The organism is Stenomitos frigidus ULC18 (genome assembly GCF_003003795.1).
Lineage (GTDB): Bacteria > Cyanobacteriota > Cyanobacteriia > Leptolyngbyales > Leptolyngbyaceae > Stenomitos > Stenomitos frigidus_A.
This window is the reverse complement of sequence record NZ_PVWK01000011.1, coordinates 21463-42536: the sequence shown is the minus strand read 5'-3', so window position 1 is coordinate 42536 and position 21074 is coordinate 21463. Positions and strand designations below refer to the sequence as shown.

The 21074-nt window shown below is 51.6% G+C and carries 23 protein-coding genes; 16 read left to right on the top strand and 7 right to left on the bottom strand.

All coding sequences use genetic code 11. The features are described from left to right. Positions 1-184 precede the first annotated feature (184 nt). Entirely contained in the window at positions 185-409 is a 225-nt protein-coding gene (locus C7B82_RS01770) for a hypothetical protein (RefSeq protein ID WP_146141023.1), read from the top strand. A 27-nt stretch (positions 410-436) separates the two neighbouring features. Here C7B82_RS01770 and C7B82_RS31845 read toward each other — a convergent pair whose 3' ends face one another. Then, the gene (locus C7B82_RS31845; RefSeq protein ID WP_219903903.1) at positions 437-574 is read right to left on the bottom strand and encodes a hypothetical protein; all 138 of its coding nucleotides are present in this window, start codon (positions 572-574) and stop codon (positions 437-439) included. Between the two features lie 218 nt (positions 575-792). Here C7B82_RS31845 and C7B82_RS01760 point away from each other — a divergent pair, with 218 nt between their 5' ends. From C7B82_RS01760 to C7B82_RS01750, 3 genes are all read left to right on the top strand, one after another. After that, complete coding sequence (locus tag C7B82_RS01760) at positions 793-1470, top strand: DsbA family oxidoreductase (protein ID WP_106254595.1); 678 nt, start codon at positions 793-795, stop codon at positions 1468-1470. 205 nt (positions 1471-1675) lie between these two features. Beyond that, positions 1676-2707 (top strand): caspase family protein, encoded by a 1032-nt coding sequence (locus C7B82_RS01755; protein ID WP_106254594.1) that lies wholly within the window; start codon positions 1676-1678, stop codon positions 2705-2707. Further along, positions 2700-4937 carry a tetratricopeptide repeat protein gene (locus tag C7B82_RS01750; protein ID WP_106254593.1) on the top strand — a complete coding sequence of 746 codons (2238 nt, stop codon included), beginning with the start codon at positions 2700-2702 and terminating at the stop codon, positions 4935-4937. Before C7B82_RS01755 ends, C7B82_RS01750 begins: the two co-directional genes overlap by 8 nt. A gap of 295 nt (positions 4938-5232) precedes the next feature. Here C7B82_RS01750 and C7B82_RS31260 read toward each other — a convergent pair whose 3' ends face one another. Beyond that, positions 5233-5466, bottom strand: coding sequence for an FtsX-like permease family protein (locus C7B82_RS31260; protein ID WP_146141022.1), 234 nt, complete (start codon positions 5464-5466; stop codon positions 5233-5235). 772 nt (positions 5467-6238) lie between these two features. On the opposite strand from C7B82_RS31260, the gene C7B82_RS01740 reads away from it, so the two are divergent. Next, positions 6239-6850: a pentapeptide repeat-containing protein gene (locus C7B82_RS01740; protein WP_219903901.1), complete on the top strand. Its 612-nt coding sequence runs from the start codon at positions 6239-6241 to the stop codon at positions 6848-6850. Between the two features lie 123 nt (positions 6851-6973). Further along, entirely contained in the window at positions 6974-9721 is a 2748-nt protein-coding gene (locus C7B82_RS01735; RefSeq protein ID WP_106254591.1) for a UPF0182 family membrane protein, read from the top strand. A 184-nt stretch (positions 9722-9905) separates the two neighbouring features. Here C7B82_RS01735 and arcC read toward each other — a convergent pair whose 3' ends face one another. From arcC to C7B82_RS01720, 3 genes are all read right to left on the bottom strand, one after another. After that, the gene (arcC, locus tag C7B82_RS01730) at positions 9906-10805 is read right to left on the bottom strand and encodes a carbamate kinase (RefSeq protein WP_106254607.1); all 900 of its coding nucleotides are present in this window, start codon (positions 10803-10805) and stop codon (positions 9906-9908) included. Between the two features lie 37 nt (positions 10806-10842). Continuing rightward, positions 10843-12234, bottom strand: coding sequence for a cyclic 2,3-diphosphoglycerate synthase (locus C7B82_RS01725; protein WP_106254590.1), 1392 nt, complete (start codon positions 12232-12234; stop codon positions 10843-10845). A gap of 113 nt (positions 12235-12347) precedes the next feature. After that, the gene (locus C7B82_RS01720; protein ID WP_106254589.1) at positions 12348-13604 is read right to left on the bottom strand and encodes an MgtC/SapB family protein; all 1257 of its coding nucleotides are present in this window, start codon (positions 13602-13604) and stop codon (positions 12348-12350) included. Here C7B82_RS01720 and C7B82_RS34925 point away from each other — a divergent pair. Next, complete coding sequence (locus C7B82_RS34925) at positions 13489-13866, top strand: DUF4058 family protein (protein ID WP_422632143.1); 378 nt, start codon at positions 13489-13491, stop codon at positions 13864-13866. The two genes, C7B82_RS01720 and C7B82_RS34925, sit on opposite strands and share 116 nt — an antisense overlap. Here the strand turns inward: C7B82_RS34925 and C7B82_RS34095 are convergent. After that, positions 13847-14185 (bottom strand): ATP-binding cassette domain-containing protein, encoded by a 339-nt coding sequence (locus tag C7B82_RS34095; RefSeq protein WP_106254587.1) that lies wholly within the window; start codon positions 14183-14185, stop codon positions 13847-13849. The genes C7B82_RS34925 and C7B82_RS34095 overlap by 20 nt on opposite strands. Positions 14186-14203: 18 nt before the next feature. Further along, on the bottom strand, positions 14204-14425 hold the full coding sequence (locus C7B82_RS01705; protein WP_106254606.1) for a DUF4327 family protein: 222 nt from the start codon (positions 14423-14425) through the stop codon (positions 14204-14206). A gap of 193 nt (positions 14426-14618) precedes the next feature. On the opposite strand from C7B82_RS01705, the gene C7B82_RS01700 reads away from it, so the two are divergent. From C7B82_RS01700 to C7B82_RS01660, 9 genes are all read left to right on the top strand, one after another. After that, positions 14619-15152 (top strand): universal stress protein, encoded by a 534-nt coding sequence (locus tag C7B82_RS01700; protein WP_106254586.1) that lies wholly within the window; start codon positions 14619-14621, stop codon positions 15150-15152. Between the two features lie 15 nt (positions 15153-15167). Continuing rightward, positions 15168-15695, top strand: coding sequence for a bidirectional hydrogenase complex protein HoxE (gene hoxE, locus C7B82_RS01695; RefSeq protein WP_106254585.1), 528 nt, complete (start codon positions 15168-15170; stop codon positions 15693-15695). A 5-nt stretch (positions 15696-15700) separates the two neighbouring features. Beyond that, positions 15701-17335, top strand: coding sequence for a NuoF family protein (locus C7B82_RS01690; RefSeq protein ID WP_106254584.1), 1635 nt, complete (start codon positions 15701-15703; stop codon positions 17333-17335). Positions 17336-17551: 216 nt separating this feature from the next. After that, on the top strand, positions 17552-17962 hold the full coding sequence (locus C7B82_RS01685; RefSeq protein WP_219903899.1) for a hypothetical protein: 411 nt from the start codon (positions 17552-17554) through the stop codon (positions 17960-17962). Positions 17963-18053: 91 nt separating this feature from the next. Then, the gene (locus C7B82_RS01680) at positions 18054-18680 is read left to right on the top strand and encodes a 4Fe-4S single cluster domain-containing protein (RefSeq protein WP_106254582.1); all 627 of its coding nucleotides are present in this window, start codon (positions 18054-18056) and stop codon (positions 18678-18680) included. Between the two features lie 24 nt (positions 18681-18704). Then, positions 18705-19421 carry a bidirectional hydrogenase complex protein HoxU gene (gene hoxU / locus C7B82_RS01675; protein ID WP_106254581.1) on the top strand — a complete coding sequence of 239 codons (717 nt, stop codon included), beginning with the start codon at positions 18705-18707 and terminating at the stop codon, positions 19419-19421. 13 nt (positions 19422-19434) lie between these two features. Next, positions 19435-19617, top strand: a complete 183-nt coding sequence (locus C7B82_RS01670) for a hypothetical protein (RefSeq protein WP_106254580.1) — start codon at positions 19435-19437, stop codon at positions 19615-19617. A gap of 188 nt (positions 19618-19805) precedes the next feature. Further along, entirely contained in the window at positions 19806-20348 is a 543-nt protein-coding gene (locus C7B82_RS01665; protein ID WP_106254579.1) for an NADH-quinone oxidoreductase subunit B family protein, read from the top strand. A gap of 10 nt (positions 20349-20358) precedes the next feature. Continuing rightward, the gene (locus C7B82_RS01660) at positions 20359-21057 is read left to right on the top strand and encodes a hypothetical protein (RefSeq protein ID WP_106254578.1); all 699 of its coding nucleotides are present in this window, start codon (positions 20359-20361) and stop codon (positions 21055-21057) included. Positions 21058-21074 lie beyond the last annotated feature (17 nt).

Sequence of the window (21074 nt, the reverse complement as noted above, 5' to 3'; positions counted from 1 at the left end):
CACTTAAAAAACTGCTGCGATATAAGCCTTGAAGGCGTTTGGATAGCCTTCAAGATGTGGATAGACAATTTCGATAATTCCAAAACACATAGCTTTATAACTATATGCTTTGTAGAGGCAGAAGACCGACTGTGGCTTTGGTACAGCGTTGAACTTATAGCACGTTAAGAGAGGTTCAATTTCAATGAAAAAGTTAATGTATACGGCGATATTACTGCTGGCAGTCAGCCTATCAATTCCGGTTGTTGCAGCCACTGGAAAGCACTGCACAGGCGATCTTGCGCATCTAACGCCTCCAGTGGTGAACAACCCAACACATATTCGCAATGTGGTCTGGAAGAATATGCGGGCAGTGTGTCTGCAAGAAATTGCACACGCAACGAAGCCAACTCGTTTAAACAAAACCTGAAGCAATCGTCCCCAATGCTTTGCCAATCTAACCACAGAGGTAATAGCGATCGTCGGTGTTTCCTTCAACCTCACCATTTGTATGCAACGATGCATCGTTCCAACTTGTCGCAGCTTGGCTAGTGAACGCGATCGCATGGATTAGTCGAGTCGGCAACCAGGGCATCGCGAGGCGCTCCTCGAATGCCTTTGCCAACGCGATCGCCAAACCCTCCCTAGATAAATGGACAAACCATCATGGTTGTATTATCGGGTTCTGAGAACGGAAGGATGACAGGATAAGGAGTGGATAGCAGTAAAGACAAGCTTCTGGCATTGCTGAATTAAAATATGATTTTCCGATCGTAATCACGGCAGCGATTCCCTTCTTCTCCTCAAAACCCAATGAACCCTATTCATATCTCCTACTTTTCTGATGTCCTTTGTGTTTGGGCATACATTGCGCAAATTCGCCTGAATGAGCTTCAAATAACCTTTGGAGACAAGATTGCGATCGTCTATCACTTCGTTCCAGTTTTTGGTAATGCCCGTGAAAAATTAGAGCATCGCTGGCGCGATAAGGGCGGCTTAAAAGGTTATAGCGACCATGTTCACGAAGTTGTAAAAAAGTTTGATCACATCACCGTTCATCCTGATCTTTGGACGGAGATTGTTCCCCCATCATCCATGTCCTGTCATTTGTTTCTCCATGCGATTCAATTACTGGAAGTAAAAGGCATTATCCAACCCTCAGAGAAGGGTTTTGAAAAAGCAACCTGGGCGTTGCGGGAGGCATTTTTTACCAAATTGGCAAATGTCTCCGATCGCAACGTACAATTTGCCATTGCAGAGGCGCTAGGACTTCCAGTTTCTATGATTCAGAAGCAGATCGATAGCGGTGAGGCTTATGCCCAACTCTCCAAAGATTTTGACCTGGTAAAAGAACATACGGTGTCTGTCAGCCCTACTCTGATTTTTAATGAGGGACGGCAACGGCTGAATGGCAACGTGGGTTACCGGGTCATCGAAGCGAATATCCAGGAGTTGTTGCACAATCCGCCCGGAGAGCAATCCTGGTGTTAGCTATTTCAGGTAATCATTTCCGATCAAGAGACCAGCGTTGGGTTTCACTAGGTTCAACCCAACCGACAAAAAAGATCGGTCAGTCAACCAGGATTGCAGACCTGTGCCTTAAAGTTGCAGGGCAATCCATCATCGCGATCGGTCAGTCTCAAGGCTCTGCGGTTTCGGTAATATGTAACCATTGCCATGCTGGAACTGCTCTCAAATGCCTGAACAATTTACCCATGGTTACGCGTTGCTGATTGGCGTGGGCAAAACGGTCGATGCTCGCTGGTCACTGCCGGTGACGGTCAAAGATGCTCAGGCACTGAAAGCGGTTTTGATCGACCCTAACCTTTGTGCTTATCCCTCCACACCCGACCATATCCGGTTATTGCATGATGAGGGCGCGACCCGCAGCGCCATTTTGGCTGGACTGGACTGGTTGCAAGGGAAAGCCGCCGCAGACTCGGACGCCACCATCGTGCTCTACTACTCCGGGCATGGGATGTTTGACCTTGCCAGCCATACCTATTACCTGCTCCAGCATGATTTCGATCGCCAGTCCATTGCCCAAACTGCCCTGGCTGCCGATACGCTGACCGAGAAGTTACGCCAGATGACGGCCAAACGGTTGTGGGTGATTATCGATAGTTGTCATGCCGAGGGCATGGCAAGCGCCAAGGATGACTTGCCTGCTGACTGGTTGCCAACGGCGCTGCCCAAGGGGGTAGTGGATGCGTTGAAGCAGGGAGACGGACGGGCAGTCTTCACCTCGTCGCGGGGCAATCAAAGCTCCTGGGTGCGTCCCGATCAAACCTTGAGCCTGTACACCTACCATCTGCTGGAGGCGCTGAAAGGAGCCGCGAACCAACCGGGAGATCGCCTAGTCAACCTCTCTAACGTCATGACCCACCTGGGCAAAACGGTGACAGAGAGCGCCCGCACAATGCGTCAGGCAGAGCAAACACCGTTTTTTGATACGGCAACGGAGGATTTCCCGGTGGCGTTGTTGCGGGGAGGGAAGGGGTTGCCTAGTCAACCGCAGAGTTCGGCATTGCCCAGGGTGATGACAAATCAGGAGGTGGTGACCCCAGCACTGGCAATGGCGCGGCGTTCCCTGGCAATTTTGGAGGAGCAAGCCGCTGGGTTTGGCAAATTGCAAATGCCCGCCCATTTACGCATTGAGCTAGAGGAAAAACGGCAACAGGTGGCAGAATTGGAAGCAAGATTGCAGGAAGGGAACGCCAATGAGTGATCGGGCTGAATTAGAGCAAATGCTGACCACGGCTCAAATGGTGCTGACTGTTTTAGAAACCCAAGCCGCTGGCTTTACCAATCTGACGATTCCAGCCCACTTACAGGTGCAACTGGATGGGAAACGTCAGGAAGTGGATAGCCTGAAGGCGCGGTTAGCGCAGTTGCAGGGGGGCGGCAATGCTACCGTACCGGATAATTTGCCCCGCTATGGCAGTGTGTTTGTTGGGCGCAAAACCGAGATGGCCCAATGCCTGGAAGCACTGGCACCGGAGGAGCGGGGTTGGGGCGTTGCCATTGATGGCATTGGCGGCATGGGCAAGACGGCGCTGGCACTGGAGGTGGCGCACTGTGCCCGCAAGGATGCCCTGTTTGATGCCTACCTGTTTGCCTCCGCCAAGACCACCTGGCTCAGTCCAGACGGCGTGCGGCAGGAAACCCTGGCGCTCTCCTCCCTGGATGCCTTTTGTCGGGAGTTTGCCCGGATCTTGGGGCAGGACGAGATTGTGAAAATCACCGAGGCCACCGAGCGTCGCCGCGCCCTGCTGGATGCCCTGCGAGGACGACGGGTGCTGCTGATCTGGGACAATCTGGAAACCCTCACCGCTGAGGAACGGGACCAAATCGCCGAGTTTCTGCGCAAGTTGCCCGGTGCCAGCAAAGCCATCATCACCAGCCGTCGCCGCACCGGAGAAAGCGCCGTGACGATTCGGTTGGATAAGCTTTCGCTGCCGGAAGCCTATCAGTTGATGCAGGACAAAGGACGCTTGGCTCCTGCTTTAGCTCAGGAACTGAAAGCCACCAATGATGCAGTCAAGCAGCAACTCTATGATCTGGCAGGCGGCAACCCCCTGGCACTGGACTGGACGCTGGGACTGGTGGCACAAAAGGGCTACTCCCTGACTGCCGCGCTGGAGCGATTGCGGGATGCAGCCGGTTCTGAGGATCTCTATGGCTTTCTCTTTACCGATGTGGCGCGCGATTTGCAGCCCAATGACCGGGCGGTGTTGTCGGTGTTAACGGTGTTTCAGACCCCTGCAACCCTGATTTCCCTGACGGAGGTGACGGAACTGACCCGGCTAGTGGTCGAAGCATCTCTATCACGCTTACTGATCCTGTCTCTGGTCAGTCAGATGGAAGGGGGAACCTATGGCATTCATCCTCTGACTCGCACCTATGTAGAGACGGCATTGAGAGCTAGCAGGGAAGGCGCATGGACAGCGTTTCAACAGTTTGTTGGGCTGAAGGCGCAAGCGGGAGAGGTGCAACTCAGCCCGAAAGCCCAGCGCAAAGCCTTGCGCTACTGGGTGGACTATGCCCGCAAGTACGGCGGTCGCTCTGAAAACTACAAAACTTACGACAAGCTGGAGGCGGAGTGGCAAACCCTGGAGGGCATTGCCAACACCGTGTGGGATCTGTCCGGCATCCCCGGCACCCTCCAGGATCGAGAAGCCGCCCAGATGCTGATTGACCTGGAAAGCGGACTCTACCAGTTTCTCCTGTTCCGGGGCTACTGGGACGAGGCGATTCGCCTGGGGGAATGGCGCTACCAGGCAGGGCAGGCATTGGGACAGGGTAGCGATGCCGGGTGGGGGGCGTACCATGTTGCCTCGATTTACTACTTTCGGGCAGAGACCGATCGCGCCGCAACCTGGGCAAAACAGATGGCGGCAGCGATGGAGCGGGGCGGCAATCGGCGCGATCGCGCCGTCGCAATTCAGCTTCAGGGACTGGTTGCTAGACAACGCGGGGACTGGGCAGTGGCAGAGCGGTGCTATCAGGAGGCAGTGGCAGCGTACCGGGAGTTAGGAGAAAAGGAAGATGAGGCGATCGCCCTCAACGATCTGGGAACAGTTGCCCGTCAGCAGCGGCAGTACGATCGGGCTGAGACCTACTATCAGCAGGCACTGGCGATTGCCGAAAAGATAGGAAATAAAGAAATGCAGACAGCATATTGCGGCAACCTGGGTTTGCTAGCCCTCAATCGCGATCGCCCCCACGATGCCCGCCCCTGGTACGAGCGAGAACTTGCCCTGGCCCAGGAAGTGGCACGGCAGGATCTGGTGGCTGACGCCCAGGCAGGGGTGGCGCAGGTGCTGGAGGCGGAGGGGCGCGATGCGGAGGCACTGGATCTGGCACGGCGGGCGCTCCAGATCCAGGAGCGTCTGGGCGATCAGGGCGTGGGGTTTTCGCGGTCGCTCGTGGCGCGGTTGCAGTCCAAATTAACCTAGATCTGTGGTCAGGTTTAGACTGCCGAGGTTTTCAAAACCTCGGCAGTCTGGGGCGTAAGGTCTGGGGTGTGAGGTCTTGAGTGTGAGAGCCTCGGCTCACTCTCTCGTTTTGAGCACCGCAATTAAATCTAGGCGATCGCACTGACGACGCACTAAGGGATCTGCGGACTCATAATCTACCAATCAGCCAGGTTTCGACTACGCTCAACCTTCGACGGCGGCAAGTTGAGCGCAGTCGAAACTGGTAGTTTATTTTTGTGCTAGTCCCTTATCGCCCCGATCGACGCCTAAAAGCTCACCTAATTTGGTGGTCAGCAGCACTCCATCCAGCGGTAAGGCGATCGGATTTAATGACCGCGTAGCGCAAGAGCGGAAATTTGTAAAATGCCGTGTAGATTTTTGTCACTTCAGACCACAACCAAACCCCTACACCTGTGCCGATGACGGCACTAAGGAACACAATCACTAAAACGAGTTTGAGGAAATGTGCGCCAATATCCCAGTTGCCGTAACCAAAAGCTTTGAAGATTTGCCATTGAGTTGGGGTGTCTTCACAAGATCCTCAAAACTTCTCCCTAGGGTTAAAGAAGGAGATGAGTCCAATGGCTGCTGTTAAAGCTAGGCACCAGCAACAAACTGTTAAGCCCAAAAAGCAAAGACAGTCAAACTGTTTTATACCAAATCTCGCAAAATAAACGCTACAGATGCGCCCTCACCCTAATCCCTCTCCCACAGGCTAAGGTGTACACACAAGTCATTGAATCCAGTCAAACGGCTACTGAACCGCCCCCTAGCCCCCAAGTTTGGGGGAATCAAACCGCTTAAAGTCCCCCAAACTTGGGGGCTTAAAGCCCTTCGGGCATACAAGAAAAGGGGGCGAAAAGAAGTCAAACGAAGTCTGACTCGACTTGTGTGTACACGGTAGCTCCCACAGGAGAGGGACTTTAATCCGGCTCTCTTCTCCCTTTGGGAGAAGGGCTGGGGTGAGGGCAAGATCTGTAGCCTTTGCTAATGGATTTGGTATTAAGATCTCAAGCTGAGGTTCTTCGGGAGTTACGGCTGCTTTGGGAAAATTCATCCTGAATAAACCCATCTGTAGCTGTCGCCAGATAGTTTAGGACATGGGATCAAAGGGGGTGTGGGGGCGTTGCCCCCAGCCAGGGGTCCCACCCCTGCACCCCGTCCTAACCAACATGGCTATGGCTATAAATCAGGAGCGCTTAGGCAACGTACACCATAAATTACCTTTCGAGACATCCCGTCATCAGAGGCGATCGAATCTCATCATAGGAAACTGAATCATGAATCGCTCTCAGCCCGTGAACCAAACTGAAATACACGCAATTGATGCTCGTGAACTGCTAAAACGGTATGCTGCTGGGGAAAGAGACTTTAGCGGTGCTCTTTTAACCGGAACTGACCTTAGCGGAGTGTCTTTGGGCGGCGCAGACTTTTCTAGATCTCAACTAAACGGTGCAAACCTGGCAAACGCCATCTTAAGCACCGTAAATCTTAGTGAGGCAAACTTGGCTGGAGCGGATCTATCTCAAGCTAATTTGTTTGGCGCGTTCTTAAGCGGTGCAAATCTGAGTCAAACCATGCTCAGGGCAGCCAATTTAACTGAAGCCGATCTCAGTGGTGCATCGCTTGTAAGGGCTGATTTAAGTGATGCGCTCCTGCATTTGACTTGCTTCGCTGAAGCCGATTTAACTGGAGCCAATTTAACTGGAGCCAGGCTGTGTGGAGCGAAGATGTGGAAGGCAAATCTGTGTGAGGCAAATTTGCATGGTGCCGATCTATGTGATGTCAACCTATGTGAGGCAAACTTGTGCGGAGCCAATTTGGATGCAGTGGATATGAGCGAGACCAGCCTAACCGGCACAACGATGCCCAAAGGTGAGGTTTACGGTTAGCGTTTTAGAGCGCTTTGATCGTCAGTGATTCTGGTGCGATCGCCACTATAACCCTGATTAAACGAACCCTGATTAAATGGAGGTCGATGATGACGATTCAAGGAACCCTGGAGTAGGTTTAGCATGAAATACTGTCAGAGGGCGTTCGGAACCATCGTCCTCATTCTGATTTTAGCGATCGCCCTTTCCAAGACTCTGGTACATCTATTGACCGAAGCCTGGTGGTTTCATGCGATCGATCTTACCAGTGTCTTCTGGACAAGATTAACCTGGCAGGTGCTGCTTTGGTGTGTTTCGTTTGTTGCCTACAGCGCCTTTCTCTGGGGTAACTATCGGCTGGCAATGCGAAACTCGCACACCCGTGGGTGGGCTGTATTGCAAACGAATGAGTTGGCACTGAAAGCGGGCGTTGATCGTTTTTTTAATCTGGTTGCGATCGCGCTGATTCTGTTCATTGCCCTGATAGCGGCAGCTTCCAGCCTGTCAGCCTGGGAAACCGTGCTGAAAGCTTTACATCCCACACCGTTCGGCAAGCAAGACCCCATCTTTCACCAAGACATTAGTTTCTATCTCTTTCAACTACCACTTTATGAAGGGATTCGCCTGTGGCTGATGGGACTGATTTTGGTGGCGATCGCCCTGGCTTTAGCGGTTTATCTGCTGAGGGGCATGATTGTACCGGGCGATCGGTCAGGGCTTCAGGTGATGGATCATGCCAAGGCTCATTTAAGCCTACTGTTAGGGGCGATCTTTCTCCTGGTTGCCTGGGGCTTCTGGTTAAATCGATATGGCCTGCTCGCCTCTTCTGGGAAGGTCGTCTTTGGTGCTAGCTATACCGATGTCCATGCCAGAGTATTGGCATGTTTGGTGATGGGTGTGATATCGCTTGCTGTCGCCTTTCTGTTTTTCCTGTCGCTGCGTCGCCGTAGTTTTACCCTGCCGCTGCAAGGATTGATGCTCTTTGTGGTGACGTTTATTGTTTTTAACGGCATTTATCCCTGGTTCATGCAACAGTTCATTGTCAATCCCAATGAATTGTCCAAAGAAAAGCCCTACATTGAACACAATATCCAGTTCACCCAGGCGGCCTATCATCTCAATGATGTGCAAAAAGAACGCTATGCAGCGATCGCCAAACTCAACCGTCAATCCCTACAAGCTAACCAGCCCACCGTTCGCAACATTCGGCTCTGGGACTACCGCCCCCTACTCAGTACCTACAAGCAGCTTCAGGAAATACGGCTCTACTACAAATTCACAGATGTAGATGTCGATCGCTACACCTTGAACAACGACTATCAGCAGGTGATGTTGTCGGCGCGGGAATTAGCCTATGCTCAACTGCCCCAGGAAGCCCAGACCTGGGTCAATCAGCGGTTGAAATACACCCACGGGTACGGTTTGGTCATGAGTCCGGTGAATCGGATTGCCTCGGATGGTTTACCAGAACTCTACATCAAAGATATTCCGCCTGTCTCCAGTCTCAATCTGCCGATTCAGCAACCCGCTATTTACTACGGTGAAGAGACAAAAAACTATATCTTTACCGGCACCTCAACGGATGAATTTGACTATCCCTCCGGCGATACGAATGCCTTTACTCGCTACAACGGTACGGGTGGTGTCCCCATCCCTTCTCTTTGGCACAGACTCGCCTATGCCTATGACCTGGGCAGTATCCAGGTTTTGATTTCCAACTACTTTACCAAGCAGTCTCACATTCACTATTACCGCCAAATTCAGGAACGAGTCAACCATGTGGCTCCGTTCCTACAGTTTGACCATGACCCCTATCTGGTGGTGATTGATGGCAAGGTGCAATGGTTGCTGGATGCGTACACCGTCAGCGATCGCTACCCCTATGCCAAACCTGTTGCCCAGATGCAAGGGGATAATCAGGTGCTCAAGGCAGGCAACGGTGCCGCGATCGTGCGAGACAACACCAACTACATCCGCAATTCGGTGAAAGTCCTGGTGGATGCCTACGATGGTTCCCTGCGGTTTTTCGTGGTAGATGAAACCGATCCGGTGCTGATGACCTATCGCAAGATCTTTCCGCACCTGTTTGAACCAACGGATGCCATTCCGCCCGCTGTCAAAGCCCATTTCCGCTATCCCGAAGACCTGTTCAAAATTCAGGCGCGGATGTACCAGACCTACCACATGAGCGACCCGGAACTGTTTTACAACCGGGAAGACCTCTGGCAATTGCCCAGGCAAACCTACGAGGGCAGTGAGGTGGTGATGGAGCCGTACTATGTGATCATGCGCCTACCGGGGGAAGAAAAAGCCGGATTTATGCTGATCCAGCCCTTTACCCCATCGAATAAAGACAACATGATTGCCTGGATGGCAGCCCGATCGAACACCAAGGACTACGGCAAACTGTTGCTCTATGAATTTCCGAAAAAAATGTTGGTCTACGGGCCTCGCCAGATTGAAGCACGGATTGACCAAGATCCGGAAATTTCGCAGCAGTTTACGCTCTGGAGTCAGGCTGGCTCCAAGGTGATCCGAGGCGATTTGCTGGTGATTCCCATTGACCAATCGTTGCTGTATGTGGAACCGATTTATCTGCGTGCCGAACAAGGCGAGTTACCCCAACTCAAGCGAGTGATTGTCGCCTACGATCAATCGGTGGTGATGGAAAATTCGTTAGAACAAGCGCTCAATGCTGTTTTTGGCGGCGAACAGGCTGGGCAGAAAGGGACAGCGATCGTCAGTAGCAAAACGTCAGCCCTGGTGCGATCGGCGCTCGAAAGCTATCGTCAGTCCCAAGAAGCATTGCGCCAAGGAAACTGGTCTGAATATGGGCGCTATCAGAAGGAATTGGAAAAAACTTTACAGCAGTTGTCGCCGTCAAATGAATAAGTAAATGGGTGTAATACCAATTAAAAGCATGACGGCTACAGATCAATCGCTGGGTAGAGTCAAGGCATTGCCTTGTCCCTAAAGGATGTGTCGCCTTTTCAATTCAAATGGGTGTAATTAAATTGAACATACTGACGAAACGTCTTGAGTGAGGCTTCAGAAGAGGGGCTTTGTTGGAAGGGACTCACCGCACTCGTGTTCCAGCCTGACCTGCCAGAATAGCTGTGGCGTCCTCCATCCGACCAATTCCCGCAATCCCACCAGTTTGTTCCACAAAGCGGCAGGCGGCCTCTACTTTCGGAGCCATTGAACCCGATGCAAATGAGTAGCGACGCAATTGTGCTGGAGAGACGTGATGGAGTGACTGGGCGGCGGTCGTGCCCCAGTGGGTATAAACCGCATCGACATCAGTGAGTAACAGCAGTGCCTCCGCTCCTAGTGATGTAGCGAGCAGTGCCGCTGACAGATCTTTATCAATCACCGCTTCCACCCCTCGAATGCCACCGGTGGGTGTCACCACGACTGGAATCCCACCTCCCCCAACACAGATCACTAGTGCCCCTGCTTGAACCAGGAGTTGAATCGCAGCCAGTTCAATAATCCGCTGCGGCTCTGGGGAAGGCACTACCCGACGGTAGGCATTGCCATCGGGAGCGATCGCCCATCCCCGTTCTGCCGCAAGCTGTTCTGCTTCAGCCTGGGTGTAAATGGAGCCGATCGGCTTGGTCGAGTGAGCAAAAGCCGGATCATTTGCATTGACTTCCACCTGGGTTAACAGCGTAACCACCAAGCGATCGGGCAATTGATTGTGTAGCTCTTGTTCAATTAGGTAGCCGATCATCCCTTCGGTTTCGGCATTCAACACATCCAGGGGATAGGGCTGCACCCCCTTGTAGGCTTCTGCCTGAAGCGCCAGCAATCCCACCTGAGGACCGTTGCCGTGGGTGATGATTAAGTCATGTTCCTGTGCCAGAATGGCTATCGCCTGAGCCGCCAGCCGGATATTTGCCTGCTGGTTTTCAGCGGCCATCGGTTCTCCCCGACGCAGGAGGGCATTGCCCCCCAGTGCTACCACAATCCGCATTGAAAACCTCCCAGATCGTCCATACTTACCACTGCGATTAGGCCCCAGGTTGGGCAGGGTACCCATCACAGCTGATTCCAGCTCGCATGAGAAATTCTTCAACCAGTGCCGCCAGTCCAGGTTCACTGGCTTCCGCAAACTCATAGTAAGCCCGCACGATCGGCTTATTCACCTTAATTAACGATTCCAGATCGATGGGTGTCGCCGAAACAACCACATCAGCGGGGGTATGATTAATCGTTTCCTGAAGCGCCTTTAGCTGTTCGGCAGAGTAACCCAGCGCTGGCAAAATTGAGTGCAGGTGGGGATATTTCGCATAGACCTCAGCGATCGCAGGCACCGCAAAGGAACGTGGATTCACAATCTCCAGGGCATGGGCACGGGTGGCAGCCACATACCCTGCTCCGTAGGGCATCCCACCGTGGGTCGTTGTGGGACCATCTTCCACCACCAGCACTGATCGACCCCGCACTGCCTCCGGATTGGCAAGCCGAATAGGAGACGTTGCCCGCACAATCGTAGCGGTTGAATTTATCGATCGGGCTGCCTCGGTCACACGCTGAATGTCAGCAGTGGCGGCTGAATCTACCTTTGCTACTACGATAATGTCTGCCATTCGCAGCACGACTTCACCGGGATGATGCGTCGTTTCATGTCCCGGACGCAAGGGATCAACCAGGACAATATGTAAATCCGGACGAATAAAGGGGAAATCGTTGTTGCCCCCATCCCACAAAATCAGGTCAGATTCCTGCTCTGCCAGGTTGAGCACCTTTGCATAATCGACTCCAGCGTAAACAATGGTGCCTGCTTCAAGATGGGGTTCGTATTCTTCCCGCTCCTCGATCGTGCAGTCTGCGGCGGCTAAATCGGCCCGGTCAGCAAACCTTTGGGCAATCTGTCGCTCCAAATCACCGTAAGGCATGGGATGGCGAATCACGCCCACCCGGAAGCCCCATTGCCGTAATAGTTTGGCTAGCCAACGGGTTGTTTGAGATTTGCCGCAGCCCGTTCGCACAGCAGAAACGGCAATCACAGGCACTTTAGCTTTCAGCATCGTGCGATTGGGACCCAGCAGGCTAAAGTCGGCTCCGGTTGCCAGGGCGCGGGACGCCAGATGCATCACCTGGGCGTGGGGCACGTCGCTGTAGGCGAACACCACGTGATCAATTCGTTGTTCTTTGCAAAGCGTGTCTAGCTCTGATTCATCCACGATCGGAATGCCGTTGGGATAGAGCGCCCCTGACAGCATCGGAGGGTAACGGCGATCGGCAATCCCCGAAATTTGAGTCGCGGTAAAGGCCACAACCTCCGTTTGAGGATTGTCCCGATAAACCAGATTGAAGTTATGAAAATCACGACCCGCGGCTCCCATAATTACAAGGCGAGTACGCGTTTGTGCTGCCGGGTTCAATGGATTATTAATCATCTTTTTCTTATCCTGTACATCATTGACGAATGGGTTGCAACGGATTGAAGGTAAATGCCCAGAGTGACTATCTGTTTGGTTAGAAGAATGAAACTGAGATGACTGGGTTCACTTCAAAAACTGGTGAAAAACGCTGTTGTTAGACTCAACCCCAATGCCAGCAGCAAAATTGGTGCACACCATCGAGCCAGTTCCCAGCCACCAATGATTGTGGCGAGTAGGGCTTTTACGATTGTGTTCACCATCGCGGCAATCAAAATTCCATTAGTACCCACCAGGAGAGGCAGATCTCCTTTGGTTGCTTGAGCCAGGGAAAGACTAACGGCATCGACATCGGTCACGCCAGAAATGGCAGAAAGAGCGTAGATGCCAGCATTGCCAAACCAGGCTTCCATTGCCCGAATTAGAACAAATAAAATCGTAAAAACTGCACCATATCCCAGGGCTGTTGCTAGTTCGATGGGATTTTTGAGTTCAACCTTGGTTGATGCTTCAGTCGCCCTTGTTCGGATGGCGATCGCCCCAGCCGCAATGAGTGGAACCATGGCTAAACAAGCAACAGGCGGTACGAGCGAAGGTAGTAGCAATGGGTTCACGATGGAAACTTCTATCAAAATGCGGAGTGCCATCGTTCCAGATGCCAGGGAAATCCCGGCTCCTAGTAGGGCAAAATTTCTTTGCTCGCGTCGTGCGATTCGCCCGAAAGAAACGGTCACGGCTGTAGACGAAACCAGCGCCCCAAGTACGGCTGTTGCCAAGATACCGACACGGGTACCCCATAGACGCATGGCAAAGTATCCCAGGTAGGAGATGCCTGCGATCAATGCCACTAGCAAACCAATTGCATGCGGATTCAGGGCAGACCAGGGTCCGAGGTTGCGATCGGGCAACAGAGGCAGCACAACTGCCGCAATCAGCAACAGTTGGAGGGTGGCTATTAGTTCACGGCGATCGATGTGCTTCAATGATTGGTGCAATTCTTGTTTAAAGCCCAGCAGAACTGCCGTCACCACTGCAATCGCCACCGCCTCAGCAATCAAGCCTTTACCTGTCAACGCTCCCAACATGAAGGTGATGAACAGCGCCAGTTCAGTGGTAATGCCAAAGTCCTGAGTTCGTTGGGTGATCAGTCCATAGGATATCGCAACAATCAGAGCAAGCCCCAGGAAGGCAACGGCAAGTATACCTACCCCAAGTTGTGCTGTCAGCAGGGCTGCTATCCCTCCCAAAAGACCAACAAACCCAAAACTTCTAATGCCTGCACTCCGAAGACCTTCGGGGCTTTCGCGGCTCTCCCAACCTCGTTCCATGCCGATGATCAACCCAATTGCCAGGGCAATTACCAGCCGCAGTGTCACTGTTGTGTCCATATCTTGTTCTTTCCAACAAGCACCTTATATGAAACATGCTAGTCGTTCGCCAGTCTCAATAGGCATTCGGTGCCGTGAACAATGCGGCAGCCGCAAAGCGATAATTTTAAGATTAATCCTTTGCCCTTTGGGAGTTCTAGCCATGCCCTCGCCGTTTCTGGGAATGGACCTCTATCTTGAACAACCTGCCTTCTGGTCATCGTTTCATTTCCGTCTCATTGGGGCAATGGCACGGGCAATCGCTACTCGAACTGGAAAATAAAGCCGACACAATCACAGCGAAAACGAGTTAATTCGTCATCATTGGCATGGGCGAGATCACGAGCGTGAAAAAACACCTGCCCACTGGTTGGTGTATCCAGTCCACCCAGAATGTTGAGCAGCGTTGATTTGCCACTGCCAGATGGTCCCAGAATGACGACAAACTCGCCCTCGTACAGATCTAGGTCAACAGACTGTAGTGCATGAACCTCCACGTCACCCATGCGGTAAATCTTGGTCAGTGCTTGCACATGAAAGCTAACACCAGACGGAGCAACAGCATCCGGATAGGGTTTTATCGTTCTGGGTCGATTCCACATCGCCTCACCCCAATGGCATCAATCCTCACACCAGTCTTCATGACCAAGCAAATCCAGAATTGAATCTCTTAATAAGAAATCATTCCTTTCAAGTTCGCGTTCAATATCGCCCCACTCCCGCGCTGGCAAGTATTTGCAAAGCGCATAAATCGGTTGTCTCCGGTCGAGGACACCCTTACAGACTAGCTGGCGTGCCTCTTCCCGGATGACATCTAAGGAATACTGAATCGGTTTTAGCATGACCCTCTCCTCTCCTCTAGATGCAGAATGAACAGACAGGCGATCGCTGCACCATCCCATCTTCAACATAGAGAAAGAAGTTGAGGAACTTGTGAGGGTGAGCCTCTCTTAATAAGTCGAGTTGAATAGCCTCACAAGTTCCTCATTTTTTTCTTTTAACTTTAAGGTAGAGCAATTGTGAAGAGGGAGCGCTATGTTTCACAAAATTCTAGTTGCCATTGATCACTCTGAACTGGGGCAGCATGTTTTTGATGAGGCACTGATCCTTGCCAAACCCATCCCAGCTAGCCTAGTGCTGCTCAATGTGCTGTCACCAGAGGATGAAGCGAGTCCAAGTAGTCCGGTCTTGATCGGCTATGAAGCTTATCCAAGCAAACTCAGCAAAAGCATCGTTGAGATCTATCAGGAGCTTTGGCAAAGCTATGCTGACAGAGAATCGGAGCTGCTGCAATCGCTCACTGATGCAGCCACCACCGCAGGCGTAGACGCAACATTTCGTCAAAGTTTTGGTAACCCTGGTCGAATCATCTGTGAACTGGCCTGTGAACTGGACGTGGACTTAATCATGCTGGGTCGTCACGGTCGTTCTGGTTTGAATGAGCTGATCTTAGGCAGCGTCAGCAATTACGTGCTGCATCATGCACCCTGCTCTGTACTGACGATTCATCGACAAGATCAGAACGCAGGCGATCGCGCTGAAGCAAAGCAAGTCGCAATGGCATCCTAGAACCCCCGCATCCTTATGGTGATCAATCAGCAAAACAAATATGTTAGGGGCGCTGTGCCAGAGCATCCCAGTGGCGATAAGCGCTTTAAGATGCTTGATGCCACAATCAAGCGTCATCAGTATCAGCAAGACGCACTGATTGAAATTCTGCATAAGGCACAAGAACTATTCGGCTATCTAGAAACCGATCTGTTACTTTACATTGCCCATAGCCTGAAACTGCCGCCCAGTAGGGTCTATGGAGTCGCAACGTTCTATCATCTGTTTTCGCTGGCACCGAAAGGGTTGCATCGCTGTGTCGTGTGTACCGGAACCGCCTGCTATGTCAAAGGTTCAGCAGCATTACTGGCAGCGGTTGAGCAATCGACCCATATCCATTCGGGTGAAACCACATCCGACAATCAACTCTCCCTCTCCACCGCCCGCTGCCTGGGTGCTTGTGGGATTGCCCCTGCGGTTGTGTTTGACGGTACGGTATGTGGTCATCAAACGCCAGAGTTGGTGTGCGATCGCTTGAAAGAGTACTTGGAAAAAGGGGAGTAGGGAGTATGGATTTATCTGAATTACTGGAAATTGCTGAAAAGGAACGCCAATCCCAAAAAGCGTTGCGGATTCGCTGTTGTGTCGCAGCGGGTTGCCTCTCTTCCAATGCTCTAGCCATTAAAGAAGGGTTGGAAAAGGCAGTCACAGAAGCAGGGTTGGCAGACACCGTAGAGGTCTCTGGTGTAGGGTGTTTGCGTCTTTGCTGCCAGGGTCCGCTGGTTCAAGTAGATGATCTAGTAGAGCCAGATAATCCTGGAATCCTTTATGAAAAAGTCACTCCCGATCAGTCCTCTGCGATAGCAGCATCTCTTCAATCGAAACCATCTGTCAATACACTAACGCCACTCCAGAAAGGCAATCTCACCCAGCCGTTTTTTACCCAGCAACAGGCGATCGTGTTAGAAAACAGCGGCAAAATTGATCCGGAACGAATTGAAGCCTACATCGCTGCAAGTGGCTATCAGGCACTTGGTCACGTTTTGCGTGAAATGAGTCCAACCGAAGTCATTCACGCAGTGACCCGCAGTGGTTTGCGAGGACGGGGTGGAGCGGGGTATCCCACCGGATTGAAATGGGCAACGGTGGCAAAGGCAACTGCAGAACGTAAATTTGTCGTTTGCAATGCCGACGAGGGCGATCCAGGTGCCTTTATGGATCGCAGTGTGCTGGAAAGCGATCCTCATCGGGTGCTGGAAGGCATGGCGATCGCTGCCTACGCGATTGGTGCCACGCAGGGATACATCTATGTACGAGCAGAATATCCCCTCGCGATTAGCCGTTTACAATTGGCAATTCGGCAAGCCCAGCGGTTGGGCTTGTTGGGGAGTCAAATTTTTGATTCCCCCTTTGACTTTCGCATTGATATTCGCATTGGGGCCGGAGCCTATGTCTGTGGTGAAGAAACAGCCTTGATGGCATCGATCGAGGGCAAACGAGGCGTGCCGAGTCCGCGTCCTCCCTATCCCGCAGAACGCGGCTTGTGGGGATTTCCAACGCTGATCAACAATGTCGAAACCTTTGCTAACATTGCACCCATTCTTCGTAACGGAGCCGACTGGTTTGCCAGCATTGGCACTGAGAAAAGTAAAGGCACGAAAGTTTTCGCCTTAGCAGGCAAAATTTGCAATACGGGACTCATTGAAGTGCCGATGGGAACATCATTGCGACAAATTGTGGAGGTGATGGGTGGAGGTGTACCCGATGGCGGGTCAGCGAAAGCGGTGCAAACCGGTGGCCCCTCTGGCGGCTGCATTCCCGCCTCAGCCTTTGATACGCCTGTAGACTATGAATCGCTGACTCAACTTGGTTCCATGATGGGGTCTGGCGGCATGATTGTGATGGATCAGAACACCAGCATGGTGGATGTAGCGCATTACTTTATGGAGTTTTGCCGAGATGAATCGTGCGGCAAATGCATTCCTTGCCGAGTTGGCACTGTGCAACTCCATCAACTGCTGACAAAAATTCGTGACCGTAAAGCAACCTCTGCGGATTTGGAGTTGCTGGAAGAACTCTGCGATATGGTCAAACACACCAGTCTGTGTGGCTTGGGTCAATCTGCACCCAATCCAGTTTTAAGTACACTGCAATATTTTCGAGAGGAATATTTAGAGTTAATCAATGCTCACGCGACAGTTTAAAAACTGTTTAAGAATCTTTCTAAGGGCAGGATATGTATGGTTCACAAAATTTTAGCGATGATCGATACATCCTCAATGAATCAATCCGTAAAGCAATGTCGGTAGAGTTGAAGTGCTAGGGAGTTTGATATGCGATATAAAGCCATGTGGATTTTCTTGTTTTTCCTTGTAATTGGGGGTTTAGTCGTAACTCCATCCTTCGCCAGGAATCCCATGATGGATGGCGGCATGATGGGTGGTAATGGCATGGGTACCATTCATCAACTGTTCGCGAATCATCAGCAGATTCATCGGACTGTTCAAGACATTCCAGGCGGCATCCGGGCGACTACAGAATCTGATAATCCTAAGGTGACTGCATTGATTCAGTCTCATGTTCCTTCAATGTATCAACGAATGAATAAAAAGCAAGTCATTCCAATGGTTCAGATGGCTCCGAGTTTATCGCCTCTGATTCGCAATGCAGGCTCTTATCAACGGCAATTTCAACTCACATCGAAAGGCATTGCTGTGACTGAAACATCCCAAGATCCCAAGATCACCGCTGTGATCCGTGAACATGCTCGTGAAGTCAGCAAATTCGTCACAGAAGGTATGCCAGCCATGATGAAGCAAAGGACGAGATGAGAGATCAAAAACAGAGTAATAGCAATGCTCGCTAAGCTGAAAGGTTGAGATTAGCTGACACCACCTTACACAAGCCTAAAGGAGAAGAAAAATGATTCATCCTGCAAATAACCCATACTTGTCACTCCTGGAAATTCCGCCTGGATACCTCAATATCATGGGCTATGTGGATGAATCTGAGGTGAATGGGCCTGGTTGTCGCGCCGTGATCTGGGTACAAGGCTGTCTGCGGGAGTGTCCAGGATGCTTCAATCCGGCATCTTGGACGTTTGAAATGAATCAACTGATGGCAGTCGATACTCTGGTACAAAAAATTCTGAGCAATCCTCATAACACGGGAGTCACATTCTCTGGTGGCGAACCCTTTTGGCAAGCTCCCGCACTGGCAACTTTGGCTCGCAAGGTCAAAGCTGCTGGGTTAAATGTGCTGTCTTTTACCGGATTTACGTTGGAGCAGTTACAGGCAGAGTATGCCCCTGCTGGTGCTCAAGCGCTATTGAAAGAACTCGATATCCTGATTGATGGGCCTTATATCGAGTCACTCGCCATTCATGAGCCCGATTCGCCTGTCTCTTCTCGCAATCAGCGGGTGCATGTATTCAATCCTGCTTTCAAAGACAGCATCACCTGGGCGAGCGATCAGATGGAAATTCATATTCTCAAAGATGGAGGGCGAATTGTGACGGGCTATCGTGGCCAGATGAGTTTGAGTGAATAGCCGACGAATGCTTGGGGAGCCTTTATGGGAGTCAAAACGTTAACGATCAATGATCAACCGGTGAGCGCCCGCGAAGACGAAACGGTTCTAGAGGCGGCGCAGGAAGCGGGTATCCATATCCCAACATTGTGCGCTCTGGAAGGCGTTTCGGACGTGGGAGCCTGTCGGCTTTGTCTGGTGGAAATCGCTGGAAGTAGTAAACTGCAACCAGCCTGTGTGACCAAAGTGGCAGAGGGCATGGACATTAAAACCAACACAGAGCGGTTACAGAAGTATCGCCGCACCATTGTTGAAATGCTGTTCGCGGAAGGCAATCATGTTTGTTCTGTTTGTGTTTCTAACGGGCATTGTGAATTGCAAAATCTGGCGATCGCCGTAGGCATGGATCATGTCCGGTTAGAGTATCAATTTCCCGATCGCAAAGTCGATCTGTCCCACGATCGCTTTGGCATGGATCATAATCGCTGTGTGCTCTGCACCCGCTGTATTCGCGTCTGTGATGAACTGGAAGGGGCACATACCTGGGATATGGCGGGTCGAGGGTCTCAATCTCATGTGATCACTGACCTGAACCAACCCTGGGGCACCTCTCAAACCTGCACATCCTGCGGCAAATGCGTCGAAGCGTGTCCCACGGGTGCGATTTTTCATCAAGGTTCAAGCGTTGGCGAAATGGTTCACGATCGCGCCCGCATCGAATTTATTGCGACGGCTCGTCAGAAGCAACAATGGCAACTTTAAAGGAGGTATTTTTATGTTACGCCCTCATGTTCCTGAAACCTATCTGTGGATTCTTTTGTGGTTTGTTCTAGCATTACTGCTCTTGGTCGCAGAAGGTGCTTTGTTGACGCAACCAGCGATTGCAATCATGGGTCAAACGAAGGAAGTTTTGGATACATTTTTTCTTCAGGTTTCTCGATTTCCTTGGTGGGGATAGTGGTGGGACTTACGCAGAAGATCCCCCAACGCCCTTAAAAAGGGGGCTTTCAAAGTTCCTCCCTTTTTAAGGAGGGCTAGGGGGGATCGGGTTTTGCGGCTTTCAGTGCGTAAGTTCTAACCGATTTCAACTGAGGACTCTTCAAATTGGTCTGAACATTCGTTGAGCAAGGTTCGCTGGAGGAAACGATGGCGCGTGTGAAATTAGCAACGGTCTGGCTGGGTGGCTGTTCTGGTTGCCATATGTCCTTTCTGGATTTGGACGAATGGCTGTTTGATTTGGCAGCCCAGGTCGATTTCGTCTACAGTCCCTTTATGGATGTGAAAGCGTATCCAGAAGGTGTGGATGTGGTGTTGGTGGAAGGGGCGATCGCCAACGAAGATCACCTGGAGATGATTTACAACGTGCGGGCGCGATCGCGGATTTTAATTTCCTTTGGCGATTGTGCGGTGACGGGCAACGTGACCGCTCTTCGCAACCCCTTAGGCAGTGCCGAACCTGTGCTGCAACGATGCTATATCGAAGCCGTTGATATTCACGGTCAAATTCCCAGGGAGCCGGGGATTGTTCCCCCTTTGCTAAAGCAAGTTACACCCGTTCATGCAGTAGTCCCAGTGGATGTTTATTTACCCGGTTGCCCGCCACCCGCCGATCGCATTCGGGCGGCTCTAGAACCCCTCCTCAGGGGTGAAATGCCCCATTTAGAAGGGCAGCAAATCAAATTTGGTTAAGGAGAAAACGATGCCCAGACAATCGACTGAAAAGCAACCCCACCCATCGAGCCAGTCGTTAAGCCTGAAAAAAAGCTGGACGTTATGGGAATGGTGGGTGGGGATTATGGCGATCGCCCAACTCATCGGTTTAGGGATTGGCTTCGTCGCGAGTGCCATCACGAATTCGATCGGAATAGAGCACGCAGCGACCGTTTTCCATCTCGTTGGGCTGTTGGAAGGAATTGTATTGGGCGTGGCTCAATGGCTAGTTCTGCGCCGTTATGTGAAACGTATCAATGCCTGGGTTATCGTCACGGCGATCGCCGTCATGGTCGCTTGGCTGATTGGCTTAAAAGTCAGTGCGCTGATGATATTTTCGATTGGACTCGATCCAACGCTGACGACCGCGATGAAAACAAGAGCCTTGCTCCAGGGTGTATTTTTCCTGGGTGTCTGGGTGGGAGGAGTATTAGGATTTGCCCAATGGACTGTGCTTAAGGCTCACATCCACCGAGCTTTTTTGTGGATTGTGGCAAATGCTTTGGCTTGGGCGTTGGGTCTAGTGGTTGCATTCATGATGGTCGGGATGACGCATACCGATCAATTCAACCTTGAGACTGTATTGCTTGGAGCCGCAACCGGGCTGACAACGGGGGCTGTCGTTGGTGCAATTACAGGCGTTGCTCTCATTTGGTTGTTGAAACCGCGTTTATTGCGACGTAATTGATAATCCCTAGGAGGCTC